This window comes from Mesorhizobium sp. LEGMi-168a (assembly GCF_058312955.1).
Genome location: NZ_JBZEGV010000032.1, coordinates 13,653 through 33,405, shown reverse-complemented (window position 1 = coordinate 33,405; position 19,753 = coordinate 13,653). Strand labels below are relative to the sequence as shown.

The 19,753-nt window shown below is 63.9% G+C and carries 19 protein-coding genes; 6 read left to right on the top strand and 13 right to left on the bottom strand.

Features of this window, described 5'->3' with window-relative positions:
• Positions 1-163: 163 nt before the first annotated feature.
• The 6 genes from AC4FWB_RS28795 to AC4FWB_RS28770 form a co-directional block, all read right to left on the bottom strand.
• Positions 164-829, bottom strand: coding sequence for a PadR family transcriptional regulator (locus AC4FWB_RS28795; protein WP_491029625.1), 666 nt, complete (start codon positions 827-829; stop codon positions 164-166).
• A gap of 137 nt (positions 830-966) precedes the next feature.
• Positions 967-1,344 carry a thiol-disulfide oxidoreductase DCC family protein gene (locus AC4FWB_RS28790; RefSeq protein ID WP_491029624.1) on the bottom strand — a complete coding sequence of 126 codons (378 nt, stop codon included), beginning with the start codon at positions 1,342-1,344 and terminating at the stop codon, positions 967-969.
• 156 nt (positions 1,345-1,500) lie between these two features.
• Positions 1,501-1,794, bottom strand: coding sequence for a GYD domain-containing protein (locus tag AC4FWB_RS28785; RefSeq protein ID WP_059186919.1), 294 nt, complete (start codon positions 1,792-1,794; stop codon positions 1,501-1,503).
• Between the two features lie 207 nt (positions 1,795-2,001).
• A complete protein-coding gene (rpoD, locus tag AC4FWB_RS28780; protein ID WP_491029623.1) occupies positions 2,002-4,035 on the bottom strand; it encodes an RNA polymerase sigma factor RpoD in 2,034 nt (677 codons plus the stop codon).
• 419 nt (positions 4,036-4,454) lie between these two features.
• Entirely contained in the window at positions 4,455-6,401 is a 1,947-nt protein-coding gene (gene dnaG, locus AC4FWB_RS28775; protein ID WP_491029622.1) for a DNA primase, read from the bottom strand.
• Positions 6,402-6,540: 139 nt separating this feature from the next.
• The gene (locus tag AC4FWB_RS28770; RefSeq protein ID WP_491029621.1) at positions 6,541-6,903 is read right to left on the bottom strand and encodes an RcnB family protein; all 363 of its coding nucleotides are present in this window, start codon (positions 6,901-6,903) and stop codon (positions 6,541-6,543) included.
• A 358-nt stretch (positions 6,904-7,261) separates the two neighbouring features.
• Between AC4FWB_RS28770 and AC4FWB_RS28765 the strand changes: the two genes are divergently transcribed.
• The 3 genes from AC4FWB_RS28765 (at position 7,262) to AC4FWB_RS28755 (ending at position 10,553) form a co-directional block, all read left to right on the top strand.
• Entirely contained in the window at positions 7,262-8,926 is a 1,665-nt protein-coding gene (locus AC4FWB_RS28765) for a Na/Pi cotransporter family protein (protein ID WP_491029620.1), read from the top strand.
• 107 nt (positions 8,927-9,033) lie between these two features.
• On the top strand, positions 9,034-9,291 hold the full coding sequence (locus AC4FWB_RS28760; protein WP_491029619.1) for a DUF2061 domain-containing protein: 258 nt from the start codon (positions 9,034-9,036) through the stop codon (positions 9,289-9,291).
• 80 nt (positions 9,292-9,371) lie between these two features.
• Positions 9,372-10,553 (top strand): MFS transporter, encoded by a 1,182-nt coding sequence (locus AC4FWB_RS28755; RefSeq protein ID WP_491029618.1) that lies wholly within the window; start codon positions 9,372-9,374, stop codon positions 10,551-10,553.
• 32 nt (positions 10,554-10,585) lie between these two features.
• Here the strand turns inward: AC4FWB_RS28755 and AC4FWB_RS28750 are convergent, their stop codons facing one another.
• On the bottom strand, positions 10,586-11,962 hold the full coding sequence (locus AC4FWB_RS28750) for an aminotransferase-like domain-containing protein (protein WP_491029617.1): 1,377 nt from the start codon (positions 11,960-11,962) through the stop codon (positions 10,586-10,588).
• A 113-nt stretch (positions 11,963-12,075) separates the two neighbouring features.
• Here AC4FWB_RS28750 and AC4FWB_RS28745 point away from each other — a divergent pair, with 113 nt between their 5' ends.
• The gene (locus tag AC4FWB_RS28745; RefSeq protein ID WP_491029616.1) at positions 12,076-12,462 is read left to right on the top strand and encodes a DUF983 domain-containing protein; all 387 of its coding nucleotides are present in this window, start codon (positions 12,076-12,078) and stop codon (positions 12,460-12,462) included.
• Positions 12,463-12,502: 40 nt separating this feature from the next.
• Here the strand turns inward: AC4FWB_RS28745 and AC4FWB_RS28740 are convergent, their stop codons facing one another.
• Positions 12,503-13,060: a GNAT family N-acetyltransferase gene (locus AC4FWB_RS28740; protein ID WP_491029615.1), complete on the bottom strand. Its 558-nt coding sequence runs from the start codon at positions 13,058-13,060 to the stop codon at positions 12,503-12,505.
• Between the two features lie 127 nt (positions 13,061-13,187).
• On the opposite strand from AC4FWB_RS28740, the gene AC4FWB_RS28735 reads away from it, so the two are divergent.
• On the top strand, positions 13,188-14,186 hold the full coding sequence (locus AC4FWB_RS28735) for a hypothetical protein (RefSeq protein ID WP_491029614.1): 999 nt from the start codon (positions 13,188-13,190) through the stop codon (positions 14,184-14,186).
• Positions 14,187-14,232: 46 nt separating this feature from the next.
• Here AC4FWB_RS28735 and AC4FWB_RS28730 read toward each other — a convergent pair whose 3' ends face one another.
• Positions 14,233-14,514 carry a hypothetical protein gene (locus AC4FWB_RS28730; protein ID WP_491029613.1) on the bottom strand — a complete coding sequence of 94 codons (282 nt, stop codon included), beginning with the start codon at positions 14,512-14,514 and terminating at the stop codon, positions 14,233-14,235.
• 292 nt (positions 14,515-14,806) lie between these two features.
• Positions 14,807-15,256: a GatB/YqeY domain-containing protein gene (locus AC4FWB_RS28725; protein WP_491029612.1), complete on the bottom strand. Its 450-nt coding sequence runs from the start codon at positions 15,254-15,256 to the stop codon at positions 14,807-14,809.
• 268 nt (positions 15,257-15,524) lie between these two features.
• Between AC4FWB_RS28725 and carA the strand changes: the two genes are divergently transcribed.
• Positions 15,525-16,730 carry a glutamine-hydrolyzing carbamoyl-phosphate synthase small subunit gene (gene carA / locus AC4FWB_RS28720; protein WP_491029611.1) on the top strand — a complete coding sequence of 402 codons (1,206 nt, stop codon included), beginning with the start codon at positions 15,525-15,527 and terminating at the stop codon, positions 16,728-16,730.
• A gap of 19 nt (positions 16,731-16,749) precedes the next feature.
• On the opposite strand, the gene AC4FWB_RS28715 is transcribed toward carA, so the two are convergent.
• The 3 genes from AC4FWB_RS28715 to mntR all read right to left on the bottom strand — a co-directional run bounded on the left by AC4FWB_RS28715 (position 16,750) and on the right by mntR (position 19,705).
• Positions 16,750-18,018 carry a TCR/Tet family MFS transporter gene (locus tag AC4FWB_RS28715; RefSeq protein WP_491029610.1) on the bottom strand — a complete coding sequence of 423 codons (1,269 nt, stop codon included), beginning with the start codon at positions 18,016-18,018 and terminating at the stop codon, positions 16,750-16,752.
• A gap of 146 nt (positions 18,019-18,164) precedes the next feature.
• The gene (gene ypfJ, locus AC4FWB_RS28710; protein ID WP_491029609.1) at positions 18,165-19,088 is read right to left on the bottom strand and encodes a KPN_02809 family neutral zinc metallopeptidase; all 924 of its coding nucleotides are present in this window, start codon (positions 19,086-19,088) and stop codon (positions 18,165-18,167) included.
• 161 nt (positions 19,089-19,249) lie between these two features.
• Positions 19,250-19,705: a manganese-binding transcriptional regulator MntR gene (gene mntR / locus AC4FWB_RS28705; protein WP_491029608.1), complete on the bottom strand. Its 456-nt coding sequence runs from the start codon at positions 19,703-19,705 to the stop codon at positions 19,250-19,252.
• Positions 19,706-19,753: the final 48 nt, after the last annotated feature.

The window sequence follows — 19,753 nt, the reverse complement described above, 5'->3', positions numbered from 1 at the left end:
TAGCGTGTTGCAGGACGATTTTCACTAAGCATGATCCCGAAAAGTGTGCAGTGGTTTTTGCTTCGCTGACCTTCGGTTCGAAAGGGATCGTGCTCCAATAAGAAAATGAAGCGGCGGCCCTTGGTTGAACGAGCAATGGCCCCTTCGGAGCCAGCAATTGTCCTTAGCGGCGCGATAGCGCCTCGAGCGCCGCGGCGGCGTCTTCCAGGATGCTGATCGCCTCGACCTGCTTGTCTTCCGGCGCATCGACGATGTCGCTGAGCGCGGCACGCAGCCGGTGGCGCAGCGCGCGGAACCGGTCCCGCTTTTCATGCCGACCGCGCCGGCCGCCGTCCTCGCCGTCGTCGCTCCAGCCGAACCAGTCGCGCGCCTTGGCCATCTTGCGGCCGAAACGCTCCAGGTGGTCGAGCACGTGATCGATCATCTCGCGGTTTTCCTCGAGATGCGCCCGGCCCGCCTCGGTGATCGAAAACACCTTCTTGTTGCCTTCGCTGGACGAGACGGCATAGCCAGCCTCTTCGAGGAAAGTCAGCGTCGGATAGACCACGCCCGGGCTCGGGCTGTAGATGCCGCTGGTGCGCTCCTCCAGCGCCTTGATGATGTCGTAGCCGTGCCGCGGCGCCTCGGCCAGCAGCGACAGCGTGATCAGCTTGAGATCGCCGTCGGCCAGCATGCGGCCGGCGCGGAACATGTCGCCGGGGCCGCCACGACCGCCGCCGCGCATGCCGTGCCCGAACGGCCCGAAGCCGCCGCCGCGACCGCCGAAACGACCGGCCATATGCATGAACATGCGCTCGCCGAAATGGTTGTGTCCGAAATGCTTATGCATGGATTGCTCCTTGAGTTCTATCTTACGATATATCTTAGTTAGGTTCCGGTATCCACAGAGTCAAGATATATCTTACGATGTATCGAGACTGTAGCCAACTGACTGCGCCCACGCGACCGGAATGCGGGTCAAGCGCGCTACCAGCGGCCTTTGCGGCGATTCCAGGCGTAGAGAAGATCGGCGAAACGGTCATAGGCAAAGCGTGTCAGCGGCAGCGCAACCGGGTTGCCGAACAATGTCGCCAGCCAACTTTCACCCGGCGTTATCCGCCAGACCGCTATCGCCACATCCGCGCCGACCAGCAATCTGCCTCCGGCATCGGTCGCATGCAGCCGGCGGCGGACGTCCTCCAGCGAGGCGCCATATCCGGCCAGCGCCGCCGGCTCGAAATTGATGTCGCGGAATTCGATGCGGCCGGCCCTGACCGCCTCGATCAGCCGCAGCCTCTGGCGTGTGATGCCGGCATCGCAGACCGGACAGCGCGTGTTGTACCAGACGGTCAGAGGCTCGGACATGGAATGGTTATCGGGAACGAGGCGCGGCCCCGCAATAGAGCGTGTTTCACCGTTTCACCGAAACGGCGAGCCGCTCTATCTTGACGCAATTCCTGAAGGAAACCGCTTCACACTTTTCCTGGAATTGCTCTAGCCGGTCCGTGCCTTGCCGGACCTTCACCCGAGCGAACTGATGATCTCGCGATAGGCGAATTCCGGGAACGCCTTCATGGTTCGCGTTCTGACATTGCCGCCCGAGGAGAGCATCAGCGCGAAGCGAGCCAGCACCGCATCGTCAGGCGCCTCGACAATGGCGACCATGTCGCATTCGCCCATGGTCAGATAGAACGCCTTGAACGATCCCCCCATTTCCCCCAGTAGCTTCTTGCCGGCATCGAGCCGCTTCGGCGACTCACGCACGTTCTTGGCGCCCTGCTCCGTCCAGTTGATCAGCATGATGTAGGTCGTCATGGCATACCTCCCTCCGGTGCCACGGAGCACGGCGCTTTGGCCGTTACGACCGGCGCCGGGGGCGGGCATCCGGCTTGTCGCCCACGAATGCATCCGACCGCAAAATTATCCTCCTGTCGAACAGCCCGGGCAAGGCGGCAGTGCGATGATTGGATCGCAAAAAAGGGCGCCAGGGGCGCCCTTTCGATGATTATCTGATTTCCGTAATCAGCTGTCGAGGAAGCTTCTGAGCTTGCGCGACCGGCTCGGGTGCTTGAGCTTGCGCAGCGCCTTGGCCTCGATCTGGCGGATACGCTCACGGGTGACCGAGAATTGCTGGCCGACCTCTTCCAGCGTGTGGTCGGTGTTCATGCCGATGCCGAAGCGCATGCGCAGAACGCGTTCCTCGCGCGGCGTCAGCGAGGCGAGCACGCGGGTCGTCGTCTCGCGCAGATTCGCCTGGATCGCCGCATCGATCGGCAGGATCGCCATCTTGTCCTCGATGAAGTCGCCGAGATGCGAGTCCTCCTCGTCGCCGACCGGCGTTTCGAGCGAGATCGGCTCCTTGGCGATCTTCAGCACCTTGCGCACTTTTTCCAGCGGCATTGCGAGTTTCTCGGCCAGTTCCTCCGGCGTCGGCTCGCGACCGATCTCGTGCAGCATCTGGCGCGAGGTGCGCACGATCTTGTTGATCGTCTCGATCATGTGCACCGGAATGCGGATGGTGCGCGCCTGGTCGGCGATCGAGCGGGTGATCGCCTGCCGGATCCACCACGTCGCGTAGGTCGAGAACTTGTAGCCGCGGCGGTATTCGAATTTATCGACCGCCTTCATCAGGCCGATATTGCCTTCCTGGATCAGGTCGAGGAACTGCAGGCCGCGGTTGGTGTATTTCTTGGCGATCGAGATCACGAGGCGCAGGTTCGCCTCCACCATTTCCTTCTTGGCGATCGCGGCCTCGCGCTCGCCCTTCTGCACCTGGTTGACGATCTTGCGGAATTCCAGGATCGAGATCGCCGTCTCGGTGGCGAGGCTCTGGATCTCGGCGCGCAGCTCCTTGATCGCGTCCTTCTCGTTCTTGGTGAACTCCTTCCAGCCGCGCGACGTCAGGTTGGCGATCGAGCGCGTCCAGTTCGGATCGAGCTCCGAGCCCTGATATTCCCTGAGGAACTCCTCGCGACGCACGCCATAGCTTTCAGCGAGCCGGAGCAGCTTGCCCTCGTTCTGCACCAGGCGCTTGTTGATGTCGTAGAGCTGCTCGACCAGCGCTTCGATGCGCTGGGTGTTGAGCGACAACGACTTCACTGCCTTGATGAGCTGGTCCTTCAGCTCCTTCAGCCGGCGATCCTGGCTGGGCGAAAGCGTGCCGGCGGCGGCGAGACGGTTCTCGACCTGCTGGTCCTGCAGCTTGCGCAGCTTCTTGTAAGTGTCGGCGATGACGTCGAGCGTCTCCATCACCTGCGGGCGCAGTTCCGCTTCCATCGCGGCGAGCGACAGGCTCGCCTCGTCCTCGTCGTCTTCCTCTTCCTCGAGCCCGCGGGTGTCGCCGCCGCCGACATTGGTGATGTCGTCCTCTTCCTCGCGCGCCGCCGCGCGGCCGCGCGGCTTCTCCTCGGGCTTGGGCGCTTCCTCGATGCGTTCGACGACCGGCGCCTGCTTGGCCTCGGGACCGGCATAGGTCGCCTCGAGATCGATGATCTCGCGCAGCAGGATCTTCGATTCGTTGAGCTCGTCGCGCCAGATGATGATGGCCTGGAAGGTCAGCGGGCTTTCGCACAGGCCCGCGATCATCGTCTCGCGGCCGGCCTCGATGCGCTTGGCGATCGCGATTTCGCCTTCGCGCGACAGAAGCTCGACCGAGCCCATCTCGCGCAGATACATCCGCACCGGGTCGTCGGTGCGGTCGGTCGGCTCTTTCTTGGTGGTCGTGGTGGCGACGGCCGTGCCGGTCTGCTCGGCAAGCTCGTTGGCGTCCTCGTCGGAATCGGCGGCCGAATCGGCCGCCTCCGCCTCCTCGCCCTGCTCGTCGTCCTCGACGACATTGATGCCCATGTCGGAGAGCATCGCCATCGTGTCCTCGATCTGCTCGGAGGTCACTTCCTCCGAAGGCAGCACCGAGTTCAGCTCGTCCATGGTCACATAGCCGCGCTTCTTGGCGGCTTTGATCATCTTCTTGACAGCATCATCGGAAAGGTCGAGCAGAGGGCCATCGGTGGCGCCTTCACGTTCGGTCTCGACCTCTTCCTTTTCCTTTGTCGCCATTCTTTGTCGTCTCCAAGCGGCCCAACATCGAAGCCGCGTAAGCTGCTGTCACACCGGTTGCGCTCGCACCAGAACGCTTCTACCGGGCCAGTAACCGCATCATCTCTTTGTTTGGTGCATGTCGTTGCCCCAAAACCGGCCTCCACTTTTTGGGCGACATGCATTAAGTCCAGATTAACCCTGGTATCTGTGGCAGGCCTTTTGCCTGTCCAGTGACCAGCACCTCGCATCGCTCAAAATTTCCCGCCGCAGCCGGGGGCACGGTTAACGTTTCGAATCGTCCTGATTCCGCCAATCTGCCAGAAGGTCAAGCGCCTCTGGCATGATTCGCATGAAAAAAGCGAATCAATTACCCGACTTAGAGGCGTAGATTCGACGCGCCTGCATATTTCCACTTCATTTTCGGGGCAGAGTCGGACCTAAACCCGTCCAACCCTGCCCGATGAAACGCCGAACCCTTCGATCAGCGCTTCCGTTGCCTGCATATCGTTGAATTGCGCTTGAATCTCGACGAGATGCCGGAAGTTTTCATCCGAAGGGTCTGCATCGAGCGCCGCCTGCGCCTGTTTCAGCTCTCTATGTAAGGTGCGCGCGCTGCGCTGCAAGTGCAGCGCCTGGTTGAAGGCGTCGCGGGCATCGTCAAGGCCAGCGGTTTCGAGCGCCGGCCACTGCCTTGCGCGCTTGATCAGCGCGACCGCACGCTCCCAGATGTCGCCGCACCCGGCGCGCACGATCGTGGCGATCACCGCGTCGCGGTCGTCGGCCGCATCATGCGCCATCGCGTCGAGGATAGCGGCGTGCAGCCGCCGCAGGTCGGAATTGGCGAGATCGAGGAATTCGACATGGGCGAAATTCTCGTCAATCAGCGCCGGGTGATTGATGAGCGCCACGATGATCGTCGCCTCGCGCACCGACATGCCCTCGCCGCCGCGCCTGACCAGCGCCGAGCGGCCGAGGCTTTCGGTGATGGCTGTGCGTGCGCCGGCAGCGCCCCGGCCAAACGCTCCGCCTGGCGCCGAACCTCTGCCGCGCTCGCCCGGCCGACCGTCCTGGCGTTGATGGCCTTGCCGCGTGCCGCGCTGCGAGCCGAAGAAGCTTAAGACGCGTTCACGCATCTCCTGTTGATAGTGGTAACGCAGGCTTTCGTCGCGGATGCGGCTGGTGATCTCACGCAGCCTCTTTTCGAGTTCGGCGCGCCGCTCCGGCGTGTCGAAGACGCCGCCGGCTGTCTCGCGCATCCACAAAAGGTCTGCAAGCGGCCTGGCTTCCGCCAGCACCGCGCGGAAAGCGTCCGGCCCATCGGCCTTGACCAGGTCGTCCGGATCCTTGCCTTCGGGCAACAGCGCGAAGCGCGCCGAGCGGCCGGGCTGGATCGTCGGCAGGGCCAGATCGGCGGCGCGCCATGCCGCCTTCAACCCGGCCTGGTCGCCGTCGAAGCAGAGTATCGGCTCGCCGGCCATGCGCCATAGAAGCTCGAGCTGGTTTTCGGTAAGAGCGGTGCCGAGCGGCGCCACGGCATTCTCGAAGCCGGCCTGCGCCAGCGCGATCACGTCCATATAGCCTTCGACGGCAATCACCGTGCTGCCTTTCGCTACGGCCTTGCGGGCGCGGGCGAAATTGTAGAGCACGTTGCCCTTGTGGAAGAGCTCGGTCTCCGGCGAGTTCATGTATTTGGCCAAGGCGTCCGGCGCCAGCGCCCGCCCGCCGAAGGCAATGATCTTGCCGCGCGAATCCGGGATCGGGAACATGATGCGGTCGCGGAACCAGTCGTAGGAGACCGGTATATCGTCACCGTGCCGCACCAACCCGCAAGCTTCGATATCGGTTTTCAGCACGCCCTTGGCGGCGAGATATTCCTTCAGCGCGTTGCGGCTGTCCGGCGCATAGCCGAGCCGGAACGACTGCTGCGTCACCGGCGTCAGGCCACGATCGCGCAGATAAGCGCGGGCCTTGGCGCCTTCCGGCCCCTGCAGACGCTCCTGGAAGAAGACGGTCGCCATTTCCATGACGTCGGTCAGGCTGGCGCGCTCCTTCTCGCGCCGTTCCTCCTGGGCGTCGCGCACCGGCATTGGCACCCCGGCCATCTCGGCGATCTTTTCGACCGCTTCGGGAAAGCTCATGCCGTCGAGCTCGGTCAGGAACTTGAAATGATCGCCCGACACCGAGCAGCCGAAACAATGATAGCGGCCCTTCTTGTCCTCGCAGTGGAAGGACGGGCTCTTCTCGCCGTGGAACGGGCAGCACGCCCAGAAATCGCCGCGCGACGCGTTGGTCTTCTTCCTGTCCCACGAAACGCGCTGGCCGATGACCGAGGAAATCGGCACACGGTCGCGTATCTCGTCGAGGAAGGCGGGCGGAAAGCGCATCGGGAAAGGCTCGTTTGCCCTCATATAGTCGAGCCGCACGGGCGCGACGACTCGTCAAAGCCCATCGTACCCGCTTTTCACAGACAAAAAGAAGGCGGCCGAGTGGCCGCCTTCTTTATCGTCTCGGGCCGTTGCCGGATCAGTGCGCGGCGATCGCGCCGAAGATGATACCGGAGACGATGCTGACCAGCAGGTAGTCGTTGCCGACGCGGATCCATTCCTGGCCGGGACCAGGGCGGCGCAGGCCATAGCGGTGCCAGTCGCGCACCGCCTGATGGCGCTTCCAGCTGGAGTATTTCTGGCCGTTGCGCCAGTGGCTGCGCCTTACCACGACCTTTTTCTTCACCACCACTTTCTTCTTCGTCACGCCCGGCTTCTGCCAGTCGACCTGGGTGTAGTTGGACTGCGGCGCGCTCGGCTGATTAAGCGGCGCGGCCTGACCCGAAAAGGCCGTGGCAGCCAACATCGAGCCGGTGACGACGGAAAGTATGAGACGTTTCATGGTCGGTGCTCCTTGGTTGTCGATAGGCAAGGAGGTAGCCGCGGCCGGATGAACCGAAACTGAACGCTTGGACTACAATTCTGTAATGATTTCCTATGTTTGTGAGGCTCACTTCAACAAAGGGCAAGACTGACCCTTGGGCCGGCAGTCGCACCGCGTCGGGCCGACTGGCGCGGCGGGCGGATGCAACCAATATGTCTTCCATCCATTTCCGACACGCGCCGTCGCGTGCCGGCCGCCGGTCAAGCGGGGTAAAATTTATTATCCGGCTAAAGTTGTTTGGAGTAGTCTCGACCCCCGAAATGCTTGTGATTCGTACCCCTTCCCCCTTCCTTGCCGCCTCATTGCGAGGCTGGGCATGAGCGGTTCTGTCGTCCTTCTGCACCTTGCCGGCGCGGTGGCGCTGATGCTGTTTGCCACCCGCCTGGTCAAGACCGGCGTCGAACGCGCCTATGGCGATGTGCTGCGCCACAGGCTGCGCGCCACCATGCGCAATCCGCTGATGGCGGTTCTGGCCGGTTGCGGCCTGGCGATCGCCTTGCAAAGCTCCACCGCCGTGACGCTGCTGGTCGGCTCCTTCGCCGGCGCGGGCATAGTGTCGGGCGCCGCCGGGCAGCTTGCCGTGCGCGGCGCCGAGATCGGCTCGGCGCTCGTCGTCAAGCTGCTGACCTTCGACCTGTCGCTTCTCGTGCCGGTCTGCCTGGTCGCCGGGACATTCATGTTCATGGCCACCGAGCGACGTGACTGGCGCCAGTTCGGCCGTATCCTCGTCGGCATCGGACTATTGCTGCTGTCGCTGGAAATGATCGGCCAGGCTTCGGAGCCGTTGCGGCAGAGCACGCTGATGCCGATGATCGTCAATTATTTCTCCGGCGATTTCGTCACCGCCTATCTTCTCGCCGCGCTGATCACCTGGCTGTTCCATTCCTCGATCGCGGCGGTGCTGCTCCTGGTGACGTTGGCTGGCCGCGGCTTCATTCCGCCGGAGCTCGGCATCGTGCTGGTGCTCGGCGTCAATCTCGGCTCCTCGATCATCGCGCCGCTGCTCACCCGCAATGCCGATCCCGGAGTCCGCGTCGTGCCGATAGGCAACCTGCTGATGCGTGGCATGGGCTCTCTGATCATGCTGATCCTGTTCATGACGCTGAAGCCGCCGGTCGGCTTCCTCGGCGCGACCGGACCCGACCAGATCGTCAACGCGCATATCCTGTTCAATGTGATCATCCTGCTGGCAGGGCTGCCGCTCGCCGGCCTCGTCTATCGCGCTTCCGAGAAGATCGTGGCGCTCGGCGCCAAGCCGCAGCCGGCGGCCGCGCTCGATGTCGTCGAGCTTTCGGCGCTGAACGAAAGCGCGCTCGACACGCCGAGCCAGGCGCTCGCAAACGCCACGCGCGAGGTGGTGCGGGTCTGCGAGACGGTCGAGATCATGCTGAAGCGCATCATCGAGCTCTACGAGAGCGCCGACAGCGACAAGATCAAGGCGCTCGCGGCGCTCGACGACCGCGTCGACCGGAAGCACGCGGCGATCAAACTCTATCTCGCCAAGGTCACCAAGAACCCTTTGAGCGAGGACGAGGCGCTGCGCTGCCAGGAACTGATCGGCGCCTGCGTCAAGCTGGAACAGGTCGGCGACATCATCGTGCGCAACATGCTGGTGCATGTCAGGAAGAAGCTGGAGCGCGGGCTTGAATTCACGCCTGAGGGCTGGCGCGAGCTCAGCGCCTTCCATGCCTCGGTGCTGGCCAACGCGCGGCTTGCCTTCAACGTGCTGGTCTCGCGCGATCCCGAGACCGCCCGGCAACTGGTGCTGGAAAAGGACCTGCTGCGCGAGCGCGAGAAAGAGACCAGCGCCAGCCACTTTGTCCGGCTGCGCGACGGCACCGCCAAGAGCGTCGAGACCAGTTCCATCCACCTCGACACTATTCGCGACCTGAAGCAGATCAACTCGCTGCTGGCCTCCATGGCCTATCCCGTGCTTGAGGAACGCGGCCTGCTCGGCGGCTCGCGGCTGAAGGCTGGTTAGTCGTTGCCTGGGCAGCGCGTCCGGCCGGGCAAAAAATTAGTCTTTGCTCATCCTCGCATCCGTCGGCTAAGGAACATCTGATATCCACTGGGAGGATGATGTAGTCGATGGACACCCACTCGCGCAGCTTCATCAAGGCGCTTTCCTGGCGCGCCACCGGCACGATCGACACGATGATCATATCGCTCGTGGTGACCGGAAGCGTGAAGCTCGCTGCAGCCATCGGCGGGACTGAAGTTGTCACCAAGTCGCTGCTCTTTTACCTTCATGAGCGAGCATGGCTGAAAATTCCTTACGGCAGGGACAAGAAGTCGGCCTTGCCGTCCGCGACTGAAGTAGAACTAAATCCGGTCAAGAAAAGCTAAAGCGGCGTCGACAATTTCTGCATTGCCGGCAGCACGCATCCGTGGTTTGACGCCCTGCATTCATTTCAAGCCTTTACGCCATGCTGCCCCTTATCGCCCTGTTCATTGCCGCCTTCGCTTTCGGCACGACTGAATTCGTCATCGCCGGCGTGTTGCCGGAGGTGGCGCAAGGCCTTGGCGTTTCGGTGCCCACCGCCGGATATCTAGTCTCCGGCTATGCCTGCGGCATTGCGATCGGCGGTCCGCTTCTGGCGCTTGCGACCAGCAGGGTCTCGCGCAAGGCGCTGCTCATCGGACTGACGATTGCCTTCACCCTTGGCCAGGCGGCTTGCGCGCTGGCGCCCGATTTCGCTTCGATGCTGCTGCTGCGCATCGCGACCGCCGTGGCGCATGGCTGCTATTTCGGCGTCGCCATGGTCGTCGCGGTCAGCCTGGTGCGCGAGGACCAGCGCGGTCGGGCGGTAGCGGTCATCCTCTCGGGGCTGACGGTCTCCAACGTCATCGGCGTGCCGGCCGGCACCGCCATCGGCGACCTATGGGGCTGGCGCGCGACCTTCTGGGTGATGGGCGCGCTGGGCGTCGTCGCGATCGTCGCCATGCTCGCGCTGCTGCCGCGCACGGCAGGCGCCGCCAACCGGCCCGCCGGCTTGGCGCGCGAAGTGCGCGTGCTCGGCCGCCAGCAAGTCTGGACCTCGCTGATCTTGATGCTGATGTTGATGATCGGCCAATTCGGCCTGTTCACCTACATCACGCCGACGCTGCTCGAAGTCACCGGCCTCGACGAAAGCATGATCCCCTTTGTGCTGCTGCTCAACGGCGTCGGCGCCACGATCGGCGTTCTTTTGGGCGGCAAGCTTGCCGACTGGAAGCTGATGCCTTCATTAATCACCATGCTCTTCCTGCAGGCGATCATGCTGGCGGTGATCTATGTGGTCAGCCCCTATCCGGTGCCGATGGTCGTTGCCATCGTCATCTGGGGCGGCCTTAACTTCGCCATCGGCGCGCCGATCCAGACCCGCATCCTTGCCTGGACGGCGGATGCCTCGAACCTTGCCTCCTCGCTCATCCCGTCCGGCTTCAATGTCGGCATAGCGCTCGCTGCCTCGCTGGGTGCCGCGATGCTCAATGCCGGCTTCGGCTATCGCAGCCTGCCGGTCGCCGGCGCGCTTGCCATGCTGGTGGCGGTGGTAGTGGCGCTTGCCTCGCAGACCTGGGAATGGCGCAGCCGCGCGACGCCGCCGCTGCCGGCGGCGGCCGAATAGAACGCCGCGCAGCGCGTTATCGCTGTGCCGCCTCAGACCGCGGGCAGCGATAGCCGGGAGCCGCCCTCAAGGATCGACACCAAACCGCGAAGACCCTCCTCCAGCCTTTCCCGGCTAGGTGCGGCGCCCAGCGCCAGGCGCAAGCCGTCGGCGACGCCGGGCACGAGGGAAAACTCCCCTGCCGGACTGATGGCCAGCCCGCGGCGCCGGGCCACGTCGACAAGCTCTGAAGAGCGCGGCCGCCCCTCAAGCGGATACCAGAGATGCAGGCTGGATTCCGCCGAGGCGAAACCTGCCGGCAGGATCTTGCGCGCGATTGTCTGCCTGGCCTTCGCTTCGGCACGCACGGCTGCGCTGATCTCGCTGGCCAAGCCGCTTCGCACCCACTCGCAGGCAAGACCCGTCATCAGCGGCGGCGCCATCATCGTGGTGCCTCGGATTGCCGCCGCGATCCGCTCGACGGCTTGCGCGTCCGGCGCCGCAAGGAAGGCGGTGCGCAGGAAAGGCGAGATGCATTTCGCCAGTGTCGCGACATGGATGGTCCGCTCCGGCGCGACGCTGAGGAAGGCCGGCGGGGCTGAAGTCAGCAGCGGGCTGTAGGGATCGTCCTCGACGATCAAAAGGTCAAGCTTGCCCGCCATCCGCTCCAGGTCCCGGCGCCGGCCCTTCGGCATGGTGAGCGCCGTCGGGTTGTGGAGCGTCGGGTTGAGATAAAGGATGCGAGCGCCGTGCCGTCGCGCCGCTTCCTCCAGATAGTCAGGACGCATGCCGTCATCGTCGCGGCCGACGCCGGCCAGCTTCCGCCCCGCGGCCTCTGCCAGCGCGATCAGACCGGGATAGGTCAGCGCATCGGTAAGGATCGTGTCGCCCTCGGCGGTTTGCGACAGAAGGACAGCCGCAAGCAGCGCCTGTGCGCCCGAGCCGACAGCAATGCGCTCTACGGGCAGCCTGTCTCCGGCTGCGGCAAGCCATGACGAACCGGCGGCGCGTTCGGCCGGCGAACCGGGCCCGGGATGGTAAGAGAGCAGCGCCTCCGCGCTGGAACGCTTGAGCAGCCCGTCGATGCCGCTCCGGATCAATGCCGGCAGGCTGAAACCAACGGGCGCCGGCGGGATGTTCATGCTCAGGTCGAGGATCGGCTCTTCCTGCTCCCCGGGCGTGACGAAGGTGCCGCGGCCTGCCGTTGCATCGATCAGGTTCCTGCGCCGGGCTTCGGCGAAGGCCCTGGTGACGGTGGTCAGGTCGACTCCCAGCACGCGGGCAAGTTCGCGCTGCGGCGGCAAGCGATCCCCCGGCTGCAACCGGCCGCTCGATCGGGCAGCCGCAAGCGCGTCGACAATTCTGAGATAGATCGGGCGAGGCCCCTCCTCCAAGCAAGAAAGCCAGCCGAGGTCGCTCTCGTCGTTCATGTCGCCGCTATCCATACATTTTGTCGCATTGTATGCATACAATCATGATACTAGTATGTATGAGTGACCTCAAGGCTGATCGAACGCCATGCGAGGTCCCCGGAGCGACAACGATGCAAGATCACGCGCACTATCCCCACCTCGAACCCTGGCGGGTCGGTATCCGCGGCCGCTGCCCGCGTTGCGGAGAGGGCCGGCTGTTCGACGGATTTCTGAAGCTGGCGCCGAAATGCGACGTCTGCGGGCTCGACTATTCCTTTGCCGACCCGGCGGATGGCCCCGCCTTCTTCGTCATCTGCTTTGCCTGCGTCCCTTCCGTCCTGTTCGCCGTCTGGGCGCAGGTGAGCTTCGAGCCGTCCATGTGGTTCCACGCCTTCGTTTCGGTACCGTTGATTTTCGCAACCTGCATCCCGCCGCTTAGGCCGCTCAAGGGCTGGCTTGTCGCGAGCCAGTTCTACTACAAGGCCGAAGAAGGAAGACTGGCCAAGCCCGGCGAATAGGCGCAACAGGCGCTCTTGCCCCCCGAACCGATCTAAAGATCTAAAGGTCGATCCGGTACTTGAGGCTCTCCGCGCCGCCATAGGCGGCGAGCTTGGCGAACCGCCCGACGAGCGTGCCGCCATTGGCCAGGATCACCTGCTGCGAAGCGGGATTGTCGAGGTCGGTGGTGATCTCGACATAGTCGAGGCCCACCGCCCTTGCCTCAACCAGCATCAGCCGCAGCGCCTCGGTGGCATAACCGCGGCCCCGCTTCCAGGGCACCACGGCATAACCGATATGGCCGAGCACGTGCGGCGGCAGCGCCGACGTGCCCTTCTGCCAGCGAAGCCCGATCGAGCCGGCAGCCTCGCCATCCCAGATCCAGCGCCGGAAGCCGGGCAGCCGTGGCACCTTGCTGCCGTCTGGCATGGCGATGGGCGGTCCCTTCGCCTCGGGGTCATCAAGACCGGCCAGAAACGCCGCCGGATCTTCCTCGATGGCCGCGAGCTGCTCCCGTGTTGCTTCCAGGAGCCGGACATTGTCGGGCGACCAGCCGCGCTCCAACGCCGCCTTGTAGGAGGGCAGGTGTTCGAGCGCGGGCTTGACGATTTCGATCATGTTAAATCCCGGCTTACGGCTGACTTGCTAAACTAGAAGTGTTTCGCCGATTGGCGCGAGGCCTTTTATGATTGGCGCGCAGGTGATTCACCGCAAGGGATAGCGGTTTAAGAGGGGAAATAATCTGGTGCGGTTAAGATCTGTTCCGCTGGGCGTCACTGTCCTCTGCCTCATTGCCGTTGCCCTGACGATGTCGGCCCAGTCTTTCGCAGCGCTGCGGCCCTCGAATATCCCGGCCTGGCTGCAGGCCCATGTCGGCGAGGGCGACGGTCAGATCTCACAAGTCATTCTGGAACGGGCACGCGCGCTTTACCTGAAAAAGGTGAGCGAAGGTTCGGTGAGAAATCCCTGCTATTTCGCCATGGACGCGACCCGTCCCGGCGATTTGGGCAATGGGGTATTGGGGCGCCGTTATTACATCATCTGCGAGGCCGAGCAGTCGTTCCGCGCGGTGTCGGCGGGCCATGGCGGCGGCCGCAACCTGAAGGGTGTCGCGGATTTTTCCAATGGAAGACGCTGCGCGAAAAACTTCGGCAACGCGATGGATTCGGAGCTGACGGCCGGCGGCGCCTACATGACCGCCGACACGAAGACGTCGTTCAAGGGCTACTACCGCACCGCCGCGAAACAGGACGCGGTCTTCATGCGCAGCTTCGTGCAGTTCGACGGCGAAGGCGAAACCGCGAATGCCAGGCAGCGGGTCATCGGCGGGCACCCGGCCGCATTGCTGCGGGGAATGTGTCTCCTGAAGAAGCCGCGGAGCTCCTATGCCGACCGCGACGGCTACGTTCCGTTCGGCAAGCTGGTGAATTACGCCGGCGGCCGCAGCAATGGCTGCACCAGCTGGTCGCCCGCGGATGCCGAGCTGATCATCCCGATGATCAAGGACAATCCGACGACGCTTTACATCTACCCGGAGTCGCGGGACATCGCTGCGATCGCGCGCAAAGCCGCCTCCAGGCAATCGCTGTCAAGCGCGGGCCTCTATTGGAATGCATCCTGCCTGAAGGAGATCGGCTCTCCGAAATTCTGGCCGAAAAGGACCCTCGAGCCGATCATCGCGCAATACAAGAAGGATCACCCGTTGCCGCTTGCGCAACCGGTGCCGATCTGCAAGGAACCCTGAGGTTTCCCGACGGCGCCGCCGTGACGCCGCCAACCGGGGGGCGATCCTACTGAAGCAACCCCTTGAGGCTTTGCCTTGGCGAAGTCCATTCGGCCGTCAGGGCCTGCGCCCGTTCGCTTGCAAACATTGTGAGGCCCCATTCCGATTGGAGTTCGTCATACCGCAGTATGTAGAGCGCGCCATCGCTGCCTTTGACCTTGCAGTAGCGGTAACCGGCACCAAACCATTGGTCGATCATCTCAAGAACATCCACCTGGTCGCCGTTGAGGCGGAATCTCCCAGGCACTTCGATGTCGCCGTCTTGCCGGATTTCGACCTTGATCCGCATACACGCCTCCGCGCTTTTGATAGAGGCTGATCCTTATCGCTTCACCTAGGCATTCGCCTGACCGCCTGCCACCCTGACCGGATCGGCTGGGCCTCGCCGATCATCGCCGGCGAGGCCCGACCCGGCCGCCGCGGGCAATCGCAAGACGAGCCGGAATTGATCGGCACCAGCGCGTTGATGCAGCGGATCAATGTCGATTTGCCGGAGCCGGCGCGGCTTGAGCGGGGTTATGTGCCCAGCCTTACATGGGCCTCACTACGGAGGCGGCAAGAATTCCCACTGAAGCAGTGCCCTACTGAAGCAGCCCCTTGACGATGGCGCTTGCCTTGGCGAAATCCATCTGGCCGGCATATTTCTGCTTCAGCGTTCCGATCACCTTGCCCATGTCCTTCTGGCTGGCCGCGCCGGTGGCAGCGATCGCCTCGCGCGCCGCCGCCATGATCGCCGCCTCGTCGAGCTGCGTCGGCAGGAACTCGCGGATGATCTCCATCTCGCCGCGCTCCTGCGCGGCCAGTTCCGGCCGCTTGCCGTCCTCGAATGCCTTGGCCGACTCCTCGCGCTGCTTCACCATCTTGGAGAGAATCTGCAGGATCTCTTCCTCGCTCGCCGCCGGCTTGCCGGCGCCGCGATTGGCGATGTCGCGGTCATGGATGGCGGCCTGGATCAGCCTGAGCGTCGGCAGGCGGTGCTTGTCCTGCGCCTTCATCGCGCTCTTCATGGATTCGGCGATTTTTGTGCGCATCGTGCTTCTCCTTCGAATGGCGCGGACAATAGCTTTGCCGAACCGGCAAGGCAAATCCCAGCAAGCCACTGATATTGCAGGGTGAAACAAATCAAGGTTGGTTTGCCACCCCCTCATTGACCGCTTTGGCCGCTTCCCCTATGTACTCGGTCCTGCATGAGACAATGAGTTGACGCGCGGAAGCCTGAGAAATCATCGCTTCGCGTCGCTTGCTGCGCGTGGTGGTCCGCCGGACCAGTTAAGGCGCGCGGCCTGACAGGAGTGCCGCATGGCCACGACCACCGCCCCTTGGGCCACCGAAAAGCCGACCGCCCTGCTGGTGCTTGCCGACGGCACGGTGATCGAAGGCCGCGGCCTGGGCGCCACCGGATCGGCCGTCGCCGAAGTGTGCTTCAACACCGCGCTCACCGGCTATGAGGAGATCCTCACCGATCCCTCCTATGCCGGCCAGATCGTCACCTTCACCTTCCCGCATATCGGCAATGTCGGCACCAACGCCGAGGATATCGAAGACCTCAATCCGGCAGCGCGCGCCGGTGCCGTCGGCGCCATCTTCAAGGCCAATGTCACCGACCCGTCCAACTACCGGGCAGCCGGGCATCTCGACCAGTGGCTGAAGAAGCGCGGCATCGTCGCGCTTTCGGGCATCGACACCCGCGCGCTCACCGTGCTGATCCGCGAAAAGGGCATGCCCAACGCCGTCATCGCGCATGCGTCGGACGGTGTCTTCGATCTCGACGACCTGAAGCGGCAGGCCGCCGCCTGGTCGGGCCTGATCGGGCTCGACCTCGCCAAGGAAGTCACCTCGGGCCAGTCCTCGGTTTGGCGCGAGACGCCCTGGGTCTGGAACAAGGGGGTCGGCGAGCAGAACGAGCCGTCGCTGCACGTCGTGGCGATCGACTATGGCGTCAAGCGCAACATCCTGCGCCTGCTCGCAGGTCTCGGCGCCAAGGTCACCGTCGTGCCGGCCAAGACCGGCGCGGAAGAGATCCTCGCCATGCAGCCGGATGGCATCTTCCTGTCGAACGGCCCGGGCGACCCGGAAGCGACCGGCGAATATGCCGTGCCGGTCATCCAGGATCTCTTGAGGACCGACATCCCGGTGTTCGGCATCTGCCTCGGCCACCAGATGCTGGCGCTGGCGCTTGGCGGCAGGACCGAGAAGATGCACCAGGGGCACCACGGCGCCAACCATCCGGTGAAGGACCACACGACCGGCAAGGTCGAGATCGTCTCGATGAACCATGGCTTCGCGGTCGATGCCGACTCGCTGCCCGAAGGTGTCGAAGAGACCCATGTCTCGCTCTTCGACGGCTCCAATTGCGGCATCGCGCTGACCGGCCGGCCGGTGTTCTCGGTCCAGCACCACCCGGAGGCCTCGCCCGGCCCGCAGGATTCGCACTATCTCTTCCGCCGCTTCGTCAACCTCATCCGCGCGCGGCGCGGCGAAGAAGCTATAGCCGAGCGCGCTTAGCGCCTGTCGGGACAAGCCCTCAAGCAGCGTCGGTCACAGCTTCCTGCGTGTGCATGCGCTCGACTTCCTTTGGCGTCGGCTTGGCCACCTTCGTCACGAAGGCGATGACCGCGAGCGTGAGGAAAACCGCACCGAGCACATAGGGCGCGCCGCCGAACTCAACCGGCGCGCTCGGGCCGGTGAACCAGGAAAAGATCGCCGTATAGAGCAGCGGCGTGATGATCGAGGTGATCGAGAAGATCGAGGTCATCGCGCCTTGCAGTTCGCCCTGCGCCGAAGGCGGCACCTTGGCTGCGGCAAGGCTTCTCAGCGGCGGGTCGGCCAGCGCTTCCAGGCAGCCGGCGACGATCACCGCGTAGATCATCCAGCCTTGCGTCGCAAACGCATAGCCGAAGGCGCTGAGCGCAGTGAAGGTGAGTCCGATCGCCGCCGTCTTCCACTCGCCGAACCTGGGGATGACCCGCGGCAGCACCGTCGCCATGATGATCGCGCCGCACAGGCCGAAGGCGCCGAGCGAGAAACCGATCTGCTGCTCGTTCCAGCCATAGCGATAGCTGGAGACGAAGGACCAGACCGCCGGATACATCATATGGCCGAGCGTCATCAGGAAGAAGACGAGTCCGATCCAGCCGATGCCGGGATAGTTGCGCATCTGGATGAGCGTGCCGACCGGATTGGCGCGCTTCCATTCGAAGCGGCGGCGGTGCTTTTCGTCCAGCGTCTCCGGCAGGAAGAACATCGCAATGAGAAAATTCACCAAGGCAAGTCCGGCGGCGAAATAGAACGGCACGCGCGGCCCGAACGTGCCGAGCAGTCCGCCGAGCACCGGGCCGATGACGAAGCCGACACCGAAAGCGATGCCAAGCAGGCCGAAATTCTTCGCCCGGTTCTCGTCGTTCGAGATGTCGGCGATGAAGGCGGACGTGGTCGAATAGCTGGCGCCGGAAATGCCGGCGAGCACCCGCCCGATGAACAGCATCGGGTAGGACCAGGCGATGGCGCAGATCAGATTGTCGATGGAAAAGGTAAGCACCGATGCGAGCAGGATCGGCCGCCGCCCGAAACGGTCGCTCAAGCCGCCGATGACCGGCGCGAAGAAGAACTGCATCGCCGCATAGACGAAGAACAGCCAGCCGCCCTCGATCGCCGCCTCGCTGACGCCGACGCCGGTCAACTCCTGCAGATAGGCAGGCAGCACCGGCATGATGATACCGAAGCCGATGATGTCGAGCAGCAGCGTCGTGAAAACGAGCGCAAGGCCCCGCTTGGCGGTTTTTGGGTCGATCATGGTGATAAGCTCCTCGGCCGCCTTGGCGGGAGGCAACTTATAGGCGAGCTTGCCGCCTGGAACAATAAGCGAACGACGGCAACTGCCTCATCCTGACATCAGATGCCGGCAGCCGCTGTCAGAAGACCGGAACCCGGTGCATCACCTCAGACCGGATTGTTGAAAGTATCGCAGTCCGAAAGCTTGCCGCTCTTGTAGCCGCGCGCCAGCCAGGTTTGCCGCTGCGCTGATGTGCCGTGGTTGAAGCTTTCAGGCACGACATAGCCCTGCATCTTCTTCTGCAGCGTGTCGTCGCCGATCTGCCGGGCGGCGTTCAACGCGCTCTCCATGTCGCCCTGCTCCAATATGCCCTTCTGCGCGGTGTAGTGCGCCCAGACGCCGGCGAAGCAATCGGCCTGGAGCTCGACCCGCACCGACATCTGGTTGGCCTCCGCCTCGCCCATGCTCTGCCGCATCTGGTTGAATTTGGACATGATTCCGGTGAGGTTCTGCACGTGATGGCCGACCTCATGCGCGACCACATAGGCGCGGGCGAACTCGCCCGAGGCGCCGAACTGCTGGTCGAGTTGCTGGAAGAAGGTCATGTCGAGATAGACCTTGTGGTCGCCGGGGCAATAGAACGGCCCGGCCGCCGAGGAGGCAAAACCGCAGGCCGAGCGGATCTGGCCGCTGAACAGCACCAGCTTCGGGTCTTCGTAGGTGAGGCCGTTGGCCTTGAAGATGCCGGTCCAGGTGTCCTCGGTTTCGGCAAGCACGGTCGCCACGAACTGCTTCATCTCGTCGGAAGCAGGCGCGCCGGTGCTGTCCGGCGAACCGCTGTTGTCGGTGATCTGGCCACCGCCGCCCGGCACGAGGCCGCCGCTGCCGTCGCCCAGGATCTGCGATGGATCGAAGCCGAAATACCATCCCGCGAGAACGACCAGGATGACCAGGATGATGCTCGAGCCGCCGCCGGCGCGGCCGCCGATCGGAATGCGGAACTGGCCCGGGCTGCCGCCGCCGAATCCGCCGCCGCTATCGCTGCGCTGGTCCTCGATGTTGTCGCTCTGACGACGGCCTTTCCAAAGCATGGCAGCTCCTCGCACCACGAATGTCCTGGAAGGTCCGGCCCGCGACCGCCCCCTCGGCCAACAATTATCGCAATGGATACGCCAAGTCACAGCATTTTTCGCGCTGCCGGCGCCGCGGCTTCGCGCTACGCAACCCGTTCCTCATCTCCGAACATCCGGGCTCAGCGGGCTGAGGTCATTGCCCTGCGGAAAGCGTCCAGCGTCTCGGCGCTGACATGATGCTCGATGCCTTCGGCATCGATGCGCGCCGTTTCGGCGCTGACCCCCAGCGAGCGCAGGAAGGCCTCCACCGTCTGGTGGCGGATGCGGCTTTCTTCCGCGACCTTCCGGCCGGCCTCGGTCAGGAACACCCCGCGATAGGGCTTTCTGGAGACCAGCCCGTCGGCGCAGAGCCTGGTCAGCATCTTCGCTACGGTGGGTTGCGCGACGCCAAGCCTGGCCGCGATGTCGACCTGACGAGCCTCGTTGCCGTCCTCGATCAGGTCGGCGATCAGCTCGACATAGTCTTCGACGAGCGCGCCGCGGCGCGCTTCGCGCGTGTGCCGGAACCCCTCCGAATGGATTTCGGCATCGGGAAGCGGCTTTTCGCGTCGAACCGGTCTGTTCCTCAGCGCCAATACGCGCTCCTCCTTCACTGCCGAAGCTTGAATCGGCCCGTATTCATA

Excerpts from the sequence above, each read along its gene's own strand:
- AC4FWB_RS28795 (WP_491029625.1), bottom strand. The coding sequence starts at position 829 with ATGCATAAGCATTTCGGACACAACCATTTCGGCGAGCGCATGTTCATG.
- AC4FWB_RS28790 (WP_491029624.1), bottom strand. The coding sequence starts at position 1,344 with ATGTCCGAGCCTCTGACCGTCTGGTACAACACGCGCTGTCCGGTCTGC.
- AC4FWB_RS28785 (WP_059186919.1), bottom strand. The coding sequence starts at position 1,794 with ATGACGACCTACATCATGCTGATCAACTGGACGGAGCAGGGCGCCAAG.
- rpoD (WP_491029623.1), bottom strand. The coding sequence starts at position 4,035 with ATGGCGACAAAGGAAAAGGAAGAGGTCGAGACCGAACGTGAAGGCGCC.
- dnaG (WP_491029622.1), bottom strand. The coding sequence starts at position 6,401 with ATGCGCTTTCCGCCCGCCTTCCTCGACGAGATACGCGACCGTGTGCCG.
- AC4FWB_RS28770 (WP_491029621.1), bottom strand. The coding sequence starts at position 6,903 with ATGAAACGTCTCATACTTTCCGTCGTCACCGGCTCGATGTTGGCTGCC.
- AC4FWB_RS28765 (WP_491029620.1), top strand. The coding sequence starts at position 7,262 with ATGAGCGGTTCTGTCGTCCTTCTGCACCTTGCCGGCGCGGTGGCGCTG.
- AC4FWB_RS28760 (WP_491029619.1), top strand. The coding sequence starts at position 9,034 with ATGGACACCCACTCGCGCAGCTTCATCAAGGCGCTTTCCTGGCGCGCC.
- AC4FWB_RS28755 (WP_491029618.1), top strand. The coding sequence starts at position 9,372 with ATGCTGCCCCTTATCGCCCTGTTCATTGCCGCCTTCGCTTTCGGCACG.
- AC4FWB_RS28750 (WP_491029617.1), bottom strand. The coding sequence starts at position 11,962 with ATGAACGACGAGAGCGACCTCGGCTGGCTTTCTTGCTTGGAGGAGGGG.
- AC4FWB_RS28745 (WP_491029616.1), top strand. The coding sequence starts at position 12,076 with ATGCAAGATCACGCGCACTATCCCCACCTCGAACCCTGGCGGGTCGGT.
- AC4FWB_RS28740 (WP_491029615.1), bottom strand. The coding sequence starts at position 13,060 with ATGATCGAAATCGTCAAGCCCGCGCTCGAACACCTGCCCTCCTACAAG.
- AC4FWB_RS28730 (WP_491029613.1), bottom strand. The coding sequence starts at position 14,514 with ATGCGGATCAAGGTCGAAATCCGGCAAGACGGCGACATCGAAGTGCCT.
- AC4FWB_RS28725 (WP_491029612.1), bottom strand. The coding sequence starts at position 15,256 with ATGCGCACAAAAATCGCCGAATCCATGAAGAGCGCGATGAAGGCGCAG.
- carA (WP_491029611.1), top strand. The coding sequence starts at position 15,525 with ATGGCCACGACCACCGCCCCTTGGGCCACCGAAAAGCCGACCGCCCTG.
- AC4FWB_RS28715 (WP_491029610.1), bottom strand. The coding sequence starts at position 18,018 with ATGATCGACCCAAAAACCGCCAAGCGGGGCCTTGCGCTCGTTTTCACG.
- ypfJ (WP_491029609.1), bottom strand. The coding sequence starts at position 19,088 with ATGCTTTGGAAAGGCCGTCGTCAGAGCGACAACATCGAGGACCAGCGC.